This is a genomic window from Microcoleus sp. MON1_C5, from assembly GCF_036701875.1.
GTDB lineage: Bacteria > Cyanobacteriota > Cyanobacteriia > Cyanobacteriales > Microcoleaceae > Microcoleus.
Genome location: NZ_JAUBRN010000020.1, coordinates 14,865 through 28,501, shown reverse-complemented (window position 1 = coordinate 28,501; position 13,637 = coordinate 14,865). Strand labels below are relative to the sequence as shown.

Annotated in this window: 11 protein-coding genes; 7 read left to right on the top strand and 4 right to left on the bottom strand. The window is 44.7% G+C overall.

Annotation, left to right across the window (positions count from 1 at the left end):
* Window positions 1-306: 306 nt before the first annotated feature.
* The 4 genes from nuoH (at window position 307) to nuoK (ending at window position 3,404) form a co-directional block, all read left to right on the top strand.
* Entirely contained in the window at window positions 307-1,425 is a 1,119-nt protein-coding gene (gene nuoH / locus QUA71_RS12190; RefSeq protein ID WP_333285199.1) for an NADH-quinone oxidoreductase subunit NuoH, read from the top strand.
* Window positions 1,426-1,527: 102 nt separating this feature from the next.
* The gene (gene ndhI / locus QUA71_RS12185) at window positions 1,528-2,103 is read left to right on the top strand and encodes an NAD(P)H-quinone oxidoreductase subunit I (protein ID WP_333217198.1); all 576 of its coding nucleotides are present in this window, start codon (window positions 1,528-1,530) and stop codon (window positions 2,101-2,103) included.
* Window positions 2,104-2,281: 178 nt separating this feature from the next.
* Window positions 2,282-2,905 (top strand): NADH-quinone oxidoreductase subunit J, encoded by a 624-nt coding sequence (locus tag QUA71_RS12180; RefSeq protein ID WP_333285197.1) that lies wholly within the window; start codon window positions 2,282-2,284, stop codon window positions 2,903-2,905.
* Between the two features lie 193 nt (window positions 2,906-3,098).
* On the top strand, window positions 3,099-3,404 hold the full coding sequence (nuoK, locus tag QUA71_RS12175; RefSeq protein ID WP_199292736.1) for an NADH-quinone oxidoreductase subunit NuoK: 306 nt from the start codon (window positions 3,099-3,101) through the stop codon (window positions 3,402-3,404).
* 91 nt (window positions 3,405-3,495) lie between these two features.
* Here the strand turns inward: nuoK and folB are convergent, their stop codons facing one another.
* The 4 genes from folB to QUA71_RS12155 all read right to left on the bottom strand — a co-directional run bounded on the left by folB (window position 3,496) and on the right by QUA71_RS12155 (window position 8,276).
* Window positions 3,496-3,852: a dihydroneopterin aldolase gene (folB, locus tag QUA71_RS12170; protein ID WP_190662829.1), complete on the bottom strand. Its 357-nt coding sequence runs from the start codon at window positions 3,850-3,852 to the stop codon at window positions 3,496-3,498.
* A 153-nt stretch (window positions 3,853-4,005) separates the two neighbouring features.
* A complete protein-coding gene (locus QUA71_RS12165; protein WP_333285195.1) occupies window positions 4,006-5,373 on the bottom strand; it encodes a serine/threonine-protein kinase in 1,368 nt (455 codons plus the stop codon).
* 397 nt (window positions 5,374-5,770) lie between these two features.
* Window positions 5,771-6,862, bottom strand: coding sequence for a formylglycine-generating enzyme family protein (locus tag QUA71_RS12160; RefSeq protein ID WP_333285194.1), 1,092 nt, complete (start codon window positions 6,860-6,862; stop codon window positions 5,771-5,773).
* 130 nt (window positions 6,863-6,992) lie between these two features.
* Window positions 6,993-8,276: a glutamate-5-semialdehyde dehydrogenase gene (locus QUA71_RS12155; protein ID WP_333285192.1), complete on the bottom strand. Its 1,284-nt coding sequence runs from the start codon at window positions 8,274-8,276 to the stop codon at window positions 6,993-6,995.
* Between the two features lie 226 nt (window positions 8,277-8,502).
* On the opposite strand from QUA71_RS12155, the gene QUA71_RS12150 reads away from it, so the two are divergent.
* The 3 genes from QUA71_RS12150 (at window position 8,503) to QUA71_RS12140 (ending at window position 13,354) form a co-directional block, all read left to right on the top strand.
* Window positions 8,503-10,227 carry a zinc metalloprotease HtpX gene (locus tag QUA71_RS12150; RefSeq protein ID WP_333285190.1) on the top strand — a complete coding sequence of 575 codons (1,725 nt, stop codon included), beginning with the start codon at window positions 8,503-8,505 and terminating at the stop codon, window positions 10,225-10,227.
* 259 nt (window positions 10,228-10,486) lie between these two features.
* Window positions 10,487-11,467 carry an SMP-30/gluconolactonase/LRE family protein gene (locus QUA71_RS12145; RefSeq protein WP_333285188.1) on the top strand — a complete coding sequence of 327 codons (981 nt, stop codon included), beginning with the start codon at window positions 10,487-10,489 and terminating at the stop codon, window positions 11,465-11,467.
* Window positions 11,468-11,626: 159 nt separating this feature from the next.
* Complete coding sequence (locus QUA71_RS12140; protein WP_333285186.1) at window positions 11,627-13,354, top strand: hypothetical protein; 1,728 nt, start codon at window positions 11,627-11,629, stop codon at window positions 13,352-13,354.
* The last annotated feature ends 283 nt before the right edge of the window (window positions 13,355-13,637 follow it).

The window sequence follows — 13,637 nt, the reverse complement described above, 5'->3', positions numbered from 1 at the left end:
GGGCCCAGAGTTAACTCTGGGCCCTTTTGTTTGGCATTCAATGTTCAATCTAAAACCTAAAATCTAAAATCTAAAATAGATTAGCTCGATCGACTAAGTAAAAATACATAAATTACCCACCCATTAGCTACGCTGCGGGCTCATATAATTAGAACTTCACCCTGTCTGTGCGTTCTTGGAGCCTGTCGGGCGATATACTATTAGGCGGTAAAGCATTAAAAATCTTTACAAAGACCCCGATTTCTAAGCCTACTCCTACGAAGGACGGGTGAAAAATTATATGCTGACCGCTCAAAAGCTGGACAAATGAACCCAGGAATTGACTTACAAGGAAGTTTCGTAGAAGCCCTCATGAATTTGGGCTTACCGGCGGACATCGCCCAAGTGCTTTGGCTACCGCTGCCGATGTTGCTGATGATTGTCGCTGCCGTTTTCGGGGTACTCACTAGCGTCTGGCTGGAACGGAAAATTTCCGCCGCCGCTCAACAGCGGGTAGGCCCGGAATTTATCGGCCCTCTGGGAGTGCTAGCACCCGTTGCTGACGGTCTGAAGTTGGTATTCAAAGAAGACATTGTACCGGCAAAAGCTGACGCGCTGCTATTTACCCTAGGCCCGGTAATTGTGGTGATTCCAGTTTTTCTCTCCTACTTAATCGTGCCCTTCGGAGAGCATATGCTGATCGCCGATATGGGGACAGCGATATTTCTGTGGATTGCCCTGTCTAGCATTCAGCCGATCGGCTTGCTGATGTCCGGCTATGCTTCAAACAACAAATACGCCCTCCTCGGCGGACTCAGAGCCGCGGCTCAATCCCTCAGCTACGAAATTCCCCTAGCTTTGGCAGTATTGGCAGTCGTGATGATGTCCAATAGCCTCAGTACGATCGACATCGTACACCAGCAAACCGGCTACGGCATTGTCGGCTGGAATATCTGGCGGCAACCAGCAGGTTTCCTGATTTTCTGGATCTCCGCACTAGCAGAATGCGAACGGTTGCCCTTTGACCTCCCGGAAGCAGAAGAAGAATTGGTAGCAGGATATCAGACTGAGTACACAGGCATGAAATTTGCTTTGTACTATATCGCTTCCTACGTTAACCTCGTCCTTTCTTGCCTGCTAGTAGCAGTTTTGTACCTCGGTGGCTGGGAATCCCCGATTCCTGTCGAAGTGCTGACAAATGCGCTGGGATTGAGCGAGACGACTCCTTGGTTGCAGGTAATTACTGGCTTGCTGGGCATTACAATGACCATGTTGAAAGCCTACTTTTTCCTGTTTCTGGCAGTTCTGCTCCGCTGGACTCTGCCGCGAGTTCGGATCGACCAATTGCTAGATTTGGGATGGAAGTTTTTGCTGCCCGTTGCTTTAGTTAATTTGCTATTGACCGCAGCTTTGAAGCTTGCCTTTCCCTTTGCTTTTGGCGGTTAATTGATAATAGGTAAATGGCAACAGCTAAAAAAAATAGCTGTTAACCAATTACCTATTATCAATTAGCTATTACCAAAAACTCAAGTACAGAGAGAGAACACCATGTTAAAATTCCTCAATCAAGTAGGCGAATACGCCAAAGAAAGTTTTCAAGCTGCTAAGTATATCGGTCAAGGTCTAGGTGTTACTTTTGACCACATGAGACGCCGCCCGATTACGGTGCAGTATCCTTACGAAAAATTAATTCCTTCCGAACGTTTTAGGGGCAGAATTCACTTTGAATTTGACAAGTGCATCTCCTGCGAAGTTTGCGTTCGGGTATGTCCGATCAACTTACCTGTAGTGGATTGGGAATTTAACAAAGAAACCAAGAAGAAACAACTCAAGCACTACAGTATCGATTTCGGTGTTTGTATCTTCTGTGGCAACTGCGTAGAATATTGTCCGACTAATTGTTTGTCGATGACAGAAGAATATGAGTTAGCCACCTACGAGCGCCACGAATTGAATTTTGACAACGTGGCCCTCGGACGTTTGCCCTACAAGGTTACAGATGACCCGATGGTGACACCGATGCGGGAATTCGCTTACTTGCCGAAAGGTGCGATCGACCCCCATGAAGTTTCCTACACCGATCGCCGCGCCGGTCTGCGTCCAGAGGAAATTATCGAAAAGTAAGTAATGGGGCATGGGGCATGGGGCATGGGGCATAGTTAGTAATTAGTGATGAGTGCTTACTTGTTAGTAGTTTTTCTAATAACTAAATAACTACTAACAAATGCCCAATGCCCAATGCCCAATGTCCTCATGCCCAATTACCAATTCCCAATTACCAATTACCAAAGGATAAAAAATTGTGAATCTAGCTGAAGGGGTTCAAATTGTTTCATTTGGCATACTGTCCGTAATGATGATTGGAGGAGCACTAGGAGTAGTGCTGTTATCCAACATCGTTTACTCAGCTTTTTTGCTGTGCGGCGTATTTACCAGCATTGCCGGCTTGTACTTGTTGCTGAATGCCGACTTTGTAGCAGCAGCGCAGGTATTGATTTATGTTGGCGCTGTTAACGTCTTGATTTTGTTTGCGATTATGTTGGTGAACAAGCGAGAAGATTTCCGCATAATTCCCAACGCTTGGGTGCGTCAAGTAGCAACAGCAGTAGTTTGCGTAGGCTTGTTTGCGCTTTTGGGTACGATGGTGGTGTCTACTCCTTGGGCTATTGTGGCAACGACTGGAGCACCGGCAGAAAGTTCGATCGTCACGATCGCCAAACATTTCTTCACCGACTTTTTGCTGCCTTTCGAGTTAGCATCAGTGTTTTTGTTGATGGCAATGGTGGGAGCAATTGTCTTGGCGCGCCGCGATTTTTTCCCGGATGAACTGTCAAAGAAGCTATCCGAAACACCTGCTTTGAGTTTGCCGGAAAGGCCTCGCGAATTAGTTTCTGCCGGAGATGTGTCTTCGCCAGAATCTAAGTAAAAGTAGTTAGTCTAAATGATTCGTACATTTAAGGTAGGGGCAATTTACCCGTGGTTGCCCCGCTCGGAGGTAGGTACCTATCACTACCGCTAGTGTATGAATGATTTAGACACGCTACAGTAGGGTGTTCACTGCACCTATCTCTCTGTCTTGTAGTAATGTTGATTGAGAAAGACTCAAAAAATTTATGCAACTGCAACTCCAGTATTTCCTGTTATTAGCCGCCGCACTTTTCTGTATTGGTATTTACGGTTTGATTACCAGCCGAAATGCAGTGCGCGTGTTGATGTCGATCGAGTTGATGCTGAATGCTGTCAATCTCAATTTGATGGGTTTCTCCAATTATCTCGACCCTGTACAAGTTAAGGGCCAAGTATTTACCGTGTTTGTAGTTACGGTAGCGGCGGCTGAAGCTGCGGTGGGTTTGGCAATAGTTTTGGCGATTTATCGCAACCGCAATACCGTAGACATGGAAGAATTTAACTTGCTGAAGTGGTAATTAATCAATAGTCATCAGTCATCAGTCATCAGTCATTAGCGACAAACTAATGCAGATTAAAGACTGATGACTAAGGACTAAGAACTAATGACTAATGACTTCTAGTAATTTCTAGAGTAATTCTACCCCCGAAATCAGGGATGGGGGCAGCAGGTTTCGAGAGTTGTAGTTTAACTTTTTCCACTAACGGTAGTTCTAAAAGCGCTTGAGCAATAGTATCTGCTAGGCGTTCGATTAATAAAAATTTCGACTCTTGGACTAGCTTTTGAATCAGAGTAATTGCGCTGCGGTAATCAAGAGTATGTTGAATATCATCACTTTTTCCAGCTTGCGATAAATCGAGCCAGAGAGTAACATCCACTTCAAACCACTGCCCCAAAACTTGCTCTTCCGGCAGATAGCCCGTATATCCGTAACAGCGAATTCCTGTAAGTTGAATAGAATCCATTTTGCAATAAACTAAAAGTGCGTTGTCTATACCAATTTGTATTAAACCAGATAAAGTTATCTTTCTCTTCCCTCTCTTTTTTTGCCCTTTTCCTTCTCCCTCTGCGCTCTTTGCGCCCTCTGCGGTTCAATCACTCTTATTCTCTCTTAAATTTCACAACTCTCCTCCTTTCTCCAACTTGTCCAGTAAATCCTCAGCAACTTCATACCATTTCCGCCTAATTTCAGCATCTTCTGGCTTTTCTGTCAAGCTGCGCCCTTGTAATTGTGGATATTTATTGTAATATAATTCATCAACTTTTTGATAGAAAATATCTTGATTAATGTTGAGATTTTTGCGCCGTTTACCAATGTTTTCTTGACGAATTATTTCGGCTTCCTCTAAGGATGTATCGGGAGGTTGCTGGCGCGAAGTAAATTTAGGTAAATCCGGCAACTTGGGCAACGTGAAACCTGATTTGACTACACTAAAAGCTAACATTCCTGGCACCAAAACGACACTTAAACTCCCTAGGATTTTCCAAGGAATTAAGTTGAATGTGCTGTTGTTATTAACCAGTTGAGGATTTTGGTGAACAGGAGTATGATTGCTAGTAGCAGTTTGAGTGGTGTTTTTGAAAGGGCGGCCGACAAAGTTCATTGTCACCATTTGGGAAATTATACTGCCAATTTGAGATAGTTTTGGATCTTTGAGTGCTTCGCGGACTGCTTTTGCAGATTGGTAGCGATCGCCCGGTTGTTCTGCTAACATCCGATCCAATACGCTGGCTAAATTTGGGCTGACACTGACGTGCGATCGCCAATCCCAAGTTTTATTATTGATATCGTACAATTTTTGAGGCTTTTTGCCGCTTAGCAGTACCAAAGCCGTGACGGCTAAAGCGTACAAATCGCTAGCGGCAGAAACTTTACCCAGCCGGATTTGTTCTGCCGGCGAATAACCCTGTTTGCCGATCGCCGTATCCGATTGTCCGTTAAACTGAACTACGGCATTGGCTGCGATTTGTTTGACAGAACCGAAATCAATTAAAAATGGTAGTTTGTCAGCATCATGCTGAATAATATTATCCGGGGAAATATCGCGGTGAATTAAATTTTTTGAGTGGATGTATTCTAAAACTGGTAAAAGCTGAAATAGCAGTTGAGTAACTTCGGCTTCGGTAAAATTTTTACCTTGCTGCTGGCGCGATATCAATATTTCTTCGTAGGTTTGACCCTTGATATAATCTTGCACTAAAAATAAAGATGGATTCCCGCCCAAATCCGTTCGCAGAAGTTCTCGAAACCTTGGAATTTGCGGGTGTTGGAGGTGGTAAAGCATACTCGCTTCGCGATCGAACAATTCGGCAGCTTTCGGGCTGTGAACCACCGGAGAAAACTCTTTGAGTACGCAAGATTCGTTGTAGCGGTTGATGTCTTCGGCGAGGTAAGTCCGCCCGAAGCCACCGCGACCTAATTCGCGGAGAATGCGGTACCGTTTTTCGAGAGTCGAACCGGGGGCGAGGAGGGAGGAGTTAGACATAAACCACGGCAAATTGTTCGAGTTGGGGAGTCGCCGAGCACAGTATAGCTTATTGTAGCTAAGTTTGTTTGAATGTCAGGGCGATCGCTTTTTTTGGGATGGATTAAGGAGAAGGGACACTTGGCTTAAGATGCAGTATCTACAGGCTAGTGGGTGGGTTTTACCAGCCATCTATGTCGGAAACAAACAATAATATAACAGCGCACTCTTAAAATCATCCCTACTGCGATCGCGCTTATTCACCTACTTTTTCTCCTAACTTATGCTCTTTGAAAGCTTCTAACTGCTTTCTCTTTTAAAATTTAGGTAAAATGCGATTTCGATCGCCCTTCTGCCGTCATGGAAAAGGAAAAAGTACAGAGAATTCAAGGGTAAAGAAGAGTCTTTGCCGGGAAAACTAGGACGAGGAAGAAACCGCTACGCGAAAACCCCCGTACGCCGCCCAACCGTCCGGGATCAAGCAGCGAAAGTCACTGCGGCAAGTGGCTGGCTCGTTGTGCCAGGAGCCCCCACGCATCACTCGGTAATTATTTGTGGTTTCCCAGGAACTTCCGTCAGTTGGTGCGCCGTTATAGTTTTCGTGACACCTATCGCTGCACCATTGCCAAACATTGCCGTGCATATCGTACAGTCCAAAGGCATTGGGGGGAAAATTCCCGACATCGATTGGTCGTGACCAGGGGAGTGGTCCGTCGCGGGGATCTTCGGGGTATGGGTGACAGTTGACTAATTGCCGGGTAATGGTTTCCCCAAAATAAAATGGGGTTGTTGTACCCGCACGACACGCATATTCCCATTCTGCTTCACTCAATAGGCGATATTTTTTCCCGGTTTGTTGCGAGAGTCGATCGCAGAATTCGACGACCTCATCCCACGATACTTCTACAGGACGTTTTTCAAATTTTAACCACGATGGGTTGTTTCCCATCAGTGCTTGCCACTGTGCTCGGGTGATGGAATATTTGCTTGCAAAAAAAGCAGGTACTGTCACTTGATGCTGCGGACTTTCATTATCTCTTCTATATTTATCTGTTGCTGGGGAACCCATCATAAATGTGCCGCCGGGAATATAAACCATTTCCAGTACGCTTCCATTCCCTAAGTCTTCGGGGAAGAAGTGAGCATAATGACGGCGACGACTGTTTTCTTTTCCTTGAGCATTTACTGTTATTACATCAAACTCAAAAGTAGGCAAATATTTTTGGAACTGCTGCTTTAGATTTGGTTCATCTCTATCCTTCAGCAGCGCATAGGCTGCAAATTTCACCGCGATTGATTCATCTTGCAGTGCCCCAATTATTAATTCTAAACCTGGATCTCCATATTTCAGCGCTTCAGACAATGCAGCAATTTTCACCTCAACAATGGGAGAAGCTAACCGACTTTTAACGCCGGGAATCCCGCCTAAAACGGCCGCAGCCATTGGCACTTGAGATTCACCGCCAAGGACAGCATCGTATTCTCTGGGTTGATTTGGATTTTCTGTCATAATCGGGACTTAGGTAAGTGTCACAGTTCTATCCAGTTGTAGGGTGCGTCAGACGCAGTTCTAGGGTGATTATTCAGGAACTCGGATTCTGACGCACCATACTAATTATGCCAGTTGCGTAAATCTTGTATTACAAATCTCGATGTGTAAATTCCTTCGCATCCTTCCCTACATAACTCGCGGCAATATGGCCATCTCCAACAACTCGATACTTATAGGTAATCAACCCCTCTAAACCGACAGGCCCGCGAGGTGGCATTTGCTGCGTGCTAATCCCCACTTCTGCACCGAAGCCGTAGCGGAAACCGTCGGCAAATCGAGTCGAACAATTGTGATAAACTCCGGCCGCATCTACTCCATTTAAAAAAGTTTCGGCGGCTTCGCTGTCTTCGGTAACAATGACATCTGTATGTCTGGAACCGTATGTATTGATATGGTTAATTGCCTCTTCGACAGAATCTACTATTTTGATTGACAAAATCAAATCGCTGTATTCTGTAGACCAATCGGTTTCTGTCGCTTCGGCAATATTTTCGAGGATGGCGCGAGTTTTTTCGTCTCCCCGCAGTGCGACTTTTTTCTGCTGCAAAGCTTCGGCAACAGCGGGCAGGAATTTGGCGGCGATCGCACTGTGAACTAACAAGGTTTCAATGGCATTGCAGGCGGCTGGATACTGGGTTTTTGCGTCTACAGAAATCTCTACGGCTTTCTGAATATCCGCCGCTTTGTCTGCGTACAAATGACAAATTCCGTCGGCGTGTCCCAAGACGGGAATTCGCGTATTTTCTTGCACAAAACGCACGAAGGAATTAGAACCTCTGGGAATAATCAAATCTACATATTCATCCATTTTGAGCAGTTCGATTGTTTCTTCCCGCGTGGTCAGCAACTGCACGACTTCGGGATTGACTGCGGTTTCAGCTAATGCTTGATGTATCACTTTTGTCAAGATTTCGCAGGAACGGACTGCTTCTTTGCCGCCTTTGAGAATGACGCCGTTTCCCGATTTAATTGCCAAGGATACTATCTGAATTAAAGCTTCTGGGCGCGCTTCAAAAATAATGCCTAAAACGCCCAAAGGACAGGTGATGCGCTTCAGAATTAATCCTGTATCCAATTCACGGTGGATTTGCACGACACCGATCGGCTCAGGGAGTTTCGCAACGTCGCGCACGCCCGCGATCGCACTTTTCAACTTGCTCTCATCCAACTTTAGGCGATCGTACAGCGGTTTCGCAATTCCATCAGCCTCAGCCGCCTTGCAGTCAGCCGCATTCGCCGCCACAATATCCGGCGCAGCAGCTTCTAAAGCTTTCGCAATAGCTTCAATAGCTTGATTTTTGGCATCAGCGGACAAAACGGCCAGTTTTCTAGCAGATACGCGCGTTTTTTGGGCAATTTCAATAATAGACATGGCAGTAACTTTCAAATAGTTTTGATTGTTGGATTTTGAATTTTGAGTTTTGAATTGAATCCGCAAAAATAAATTTCTGGGCGGTTTTCAATCTTAACAATTCTAGAGGAAATTCTATATTTTTGTTGACACCCCTTACAGCAATCCGTATTAACAGGTTAAAACAGTGAAGTATAGATAAAATCCCACGGTCATTTCCATTTGTCAATAACCTTTGGAGATTATTATGTCATCTCACGCCCCTTTACGCAAGGCAGGGCGAGCCGCCAAAGTCGGCGTTAAACTGATACAGAAAACAGGCGGAAATCTCGTTTTAGCTTCCGGCGTCACCATTACCATGCTATTTGGTATGGTGTTAGCGCTATCTTTAGCCTCAGTTTTGATTCTCAACAGTCCCGATCCAGTCGCCGGATTGGCGATCGCACTTCCGATAACTCTGATTTTTAACATCGCTGCTTTTTTCCTATCGCCTTACTTGATGGACTTAAGCCAAAACTGGCTATACCATACTCGCTGGGTTTCCCTAACAGAAATTGAAAGCCTAAGTCCCGAAACAGCGAAAGTTATTAAGAAGGTTTGCAAGCAGAAAAAACTCCAGCAGCCGCCTTTAGGAATTATCGACGACCAAAACCCTACTGCTTTTACTTACGGTTCATTTCCAAACCGCGCTCGCTTAGTCGTCAGTCAAGGTCTTTTTACCTATTTAGACGACGAGGAAATTGCCACTGTTTACGCCCACGAACTCGGTCACATCGTCCACTGGGACTTTGCAGTAATGACTTTAGCTTCGACTTTGGTGCAGATTACTTATTTAATTTACACTACAGCTCACAGGATGGGTCGAAGTGGTGGCAACAAAGCTAAAGATGCGGCCGGTACTGTAGCTGGTGTTGCTTATTTGTTTTACATTGCTGGCACTTATTTATTGCTGTATTTGTCGCGGACGCGAGAATATTTTGCCGACCATTTTGCAGCCGAAACAACCGGAAATCCCAACGCTTTGTCTCGCGCTTTGGTAAAAATTGCTTACGGTATTTTGGAAGAAGGACAAAGAGCCACCGAACCCAGCCGCTTATTAGAAGGAACTCGCGCTTTAGGCATTTACGATGCCAAAGCTGCCACATCTACCGGGACTGCTTACAGGATTACTTCGGAACCGGAAAAAATTGGGCGAGTGTTTCTGTGGGATATGTTTAATCCGTGGGGTTGGTGGATGGAGTTGAACTCTACTCACCCCCTGACTGGTAAACGAGTTCGCGCTTTGAGCACTTATGCCGAACAATTAGGCTTGGATATTGAGTTTGACATGGGCCGGATTGTCGGCGAAGGCAACGATTTGAGCAAGCGGAAATTGTACGGAAATTTTGTGTTCGATTTACTACTGTACAGTGCAGAAACTCTGGGCTTAGCGGTGGGTTTTGCGATCGGCATTTCGCTGTATGCTGTAAACCCAATGATGATGGTTGCTTGTCCTTTAATCGGTTTAGGTACAGGAATTTTGCTCAAGACTTTGGTGATGTTCCCGAATTACGAGCAAGCAGAACACTTGGATGTTTTAACCTTAATGTCTGACCCTTACGCAAGTCCCTTGCGGGGTCAACCGGCGCAACTACAAGGCGAATTAATTGGTCGCGGCGACGCGGGTTATACCTTCGGTTCTGACTTAAAATTGCAAGACAGAACGGGAATGATTTATCTGCGCTATGCTTCTCGTTTTGGGCCACTTGGTAATTTTATGTTTGGCATGAAACGGGTTGAAAGCTTGATTGGAATGGATGTTAGGACTTTGGGTTGGTTCCGCCGGGGTGTTGCACCTTGGATGGATTTGATTCAGCTTGAAAGCGATAGCGGTACGACGGTTAAGAGTTATCACCGCTTCTGGTCTGTTGTGATGGCTATAGGGGCGATCGCGATCGGTATTGCCTCGCTATTTATATCATTTGCTGCTTGAAAGTTGACAGGTGAAACGTTTCAAGTTAAATATAATTAAGCTCGAAAATGCGAGCTTCTTTTTTTTAGTTACATACGGTACTCTAGAATTTAATACCGCTCTAAACTATCTTTTTTTTATCAAAATAGTGAGTTGACGAACCGCTTTCGACGTGTTACCGCAGCGGCGGGATACCGCTCTTATCACAAAGAAAGGAAGAAGTAAACAAGGAGATAGGTAATCTTATGGTGGGAAGGGAGTAATTCACTTATGAGCAAACATGACAATCAAAATTGCTACAATTAGTTTGTTGTTGATAGTATTAAGTTTAGCAGTCAGCAACCCCAGCCAAAAACTCAGGGGTAACTTAACAAAGTTGACCGCCCAGACGGAAAACAAGGAGAAAAAAAACGCCGTGCAAGATATTGTTGATGACAGTGCGAAATTAGAAAAAGTCGCTGGCAATTTTCAATTTATAGAAGGCCCGCTTTGGCATCCAGACGGCTTTTTGCTGTTCAGCGATATTCCCGCCAATATTATCTATAAATTAGCCTCAAATCAGCAAGTTGAGGTATTTCGCACCCCTTCGGGAAAAGCCAACGGGAATACTTTAGACAAAGAAAACCGCTTACTTACTGGCGAACACGAAAATCGCCGCGTATCCCGCACTGAAAAAGATGGCAAAGTTATCACATTGGCGGATAAATACGAGGGCAAGCGGCTCAACAGTCCGAACGATTTGGTTGTTAAATCCGACGGCAGCATTTATTTTACCGATCCGTCCTACGGTGTTACTAAAGATCAGGAAGAATTGGGTTTTTACGGTGTTTACAGGCTGGCATCCGACGGAAAATTAACTCTGCTGGTTAAGGATTTGGTGCTGCCCAATGGCATCGCGTTTTCACCAGACGAGCAAAAACTTTATGTCAACAATTCGGAAGCGGGATACATTGCCGTTTTCGATGTAAAACCAGACGGAACTGTTACAAATGAGCGGCTTTTTGCAGATTTAAAAGACGCCAGTCAAAGCGGAGTACCCGACGGTTTAAAAGTTGATGTAGAGGGGAATGTTTACACCACCGGGCCGGGGGGAGTGTGGATTTTCTCGCCGGATGGCAAGCTTTTGGGGAAGATTTCTGTGCCTGAGACGGCGACTAATGTGGCTTGGGGAGAAAGCGATCGCAAAACGCTTTACATTACGGCTAATACAAGTCTGTATCGGATTCGCCTTAAAATTGCGGGTGTGTGGCCGGGAAAATAATCTAAAATACGGCGAAGTTGAAAGTAAAGCGGTTTGTCGTGAGGACTTTAGTCCTCACGACAAACACTTTTTATTAGGGGTAATTGACCGGGCATGATATAATCTCAGTTTTGAGAATCAGTCCTGCTCAATTCTTTAATCTAAAATCTCAAATCTCAAATGGTATTAATAGCTCGGTTGCACAAATTTCTAACTGCTACAGTCGATCGCAAATCCCGATCGCACACAATATTTTGGTTGACTTTGAGCTTGACATTTGCTGCACTTTATGCTGTTTTAGGACTCAAGCAAGCCTTCAGGGCCGAGTATATGGTGCAAGACGATGCGAGGCAGCACGTTTTCTGGATGATGCGGTTTGTCGATCCTGAATTATTCCCCAACGATTTCATTGCTAATTACTTTCAATCAGTCGCCCCCGCAGGATACAGCACGCTCTACAAATTAGCTGCAACAGTTGGCATTCATCCGCTATTTTTTCACAAAATATTGCCGCTATTTCTTGGGTTAATCTCGACTTATTACTGTTTTGGTCTTTGCCTAGAAATGCTGCCAGTGCCGATGACTGGATTTATTGCATCTTTGCTGTTAAATCAGCATATGTGGATGACGGATGATTTGGCTTCCACAACGGCAAGAGCTTTTATATATCCAATATTCCTTGCTTTTTTATATTATTTGTCGCGCAGTTCGTTGCTGCCTTGTTTGGGAGCGATCGCCCTCATCGGACTATTCTATCCTCCTTACGCCTTGGTTGCTGCCGGAATTTTAGTTTTGCGACTGCTATGCTGGAAAAACGGCGGTTTGCGCTTGTCGGGCGATCGTACTAATTATCTATTTTGCAGTACAGGTTTGGGAGTTATTTTTTTAGTAATGCTGCCCTATGCCTTAGATAAGTCTGAATTTGGCCCAACTTATACCGCAGCAGAAGCGAAGCAAATGGCCGAATTTGTGCCCAGCGGCAGAAATGCTTTTTTTCGTCCAAATCCCAAAGATTATTGGTTGACAGGGCGGGGCAGCGGGATGTTTCCCAAGTCGCTGTTTACGCCTGTCACTCACTGTGTCGGGCTGTTATTTCCGCTGCTGGTGTTTTTGCGATCGGCTTTTCCCTTAGCAAATCAGATTCAAAGCAAAATCTGGCTTTTGCTTCAGCTATTTTTAGCATCCTCGGCGATGTTTTTCGCGGCTCATGCTACCATTTTTAAGCTTTATCAACCTGGTCGCTATACGGCCTATAGCTTGCGATTTATTGTTGTTTTAATAACTGCGATTACCCTAACTTTAATTATCGATGCAGTTGGTCATTGGGCATCAAAAACCGCAACAATAGTTGATATAAAAAATCTAGTGGCACTAATTACGACAGCGATAATCGCTATCGCCGTTGTCCTTTATCCCTGCTTGGTACAAAAATTTCCCACAGTGGGGTATGTAGAAGGTAAAATGTCGGGTTTGTACAAATTTTTTGAGCAACAACCTAAAGATATCTTGATTGCTTCAATCGCGGCAGAAACTGACCATTTGCCAACATTTAGTCAGCGTTCAGTTTTGGTTGCAAAGGAATATGCAGTGCCGTATCAGAAAGGCTACTACAGCAAATATCGGCAGCGACTTAACGATTTAATTCGCGCTCAATACACTCCCGAGCGAGCTATATTGCAAAATTTTATAAATCAATATGGAGTTGATTTTTGGTTGCTCGATCGCCATGCTTTGAGTCTTCAGTATGTAAAGGATGATGGCTGGCTAAATCAATTTGATTCTACACCGGAGGCGATGCTTTCTCTCCAACAAGGAAAAATTCCCGCCTTAGCTTCAGCAATCACAAGTTGTACGGTTTTTCAGAATGAAATTTTAGTGGTTTTGGAGGCGTATTGTATTGTGAAATAGGCGGGCAGTTAAGACGGATTACACCCAGAAATAAATGCCTTACCATCTGCTGACTGAAAACGAAAAAAAATCGGCTTTCTTAACTAAAACTCTTGATTTTTAGGTGGAACCGGAGCCAAGAAACCCGGTTCCTAACCCAAGACTTAATAGTTTAGTGATTTGTAGGGACAATCCCCCTGCGGTTGCCACTCCTGAGAGGTAATATTACGGATATCGTGCAATTAAATAATCTCCGGAATCAAAGGTGAATATAAATCCGGGGTCAAGTTCGCAGACAATGAAA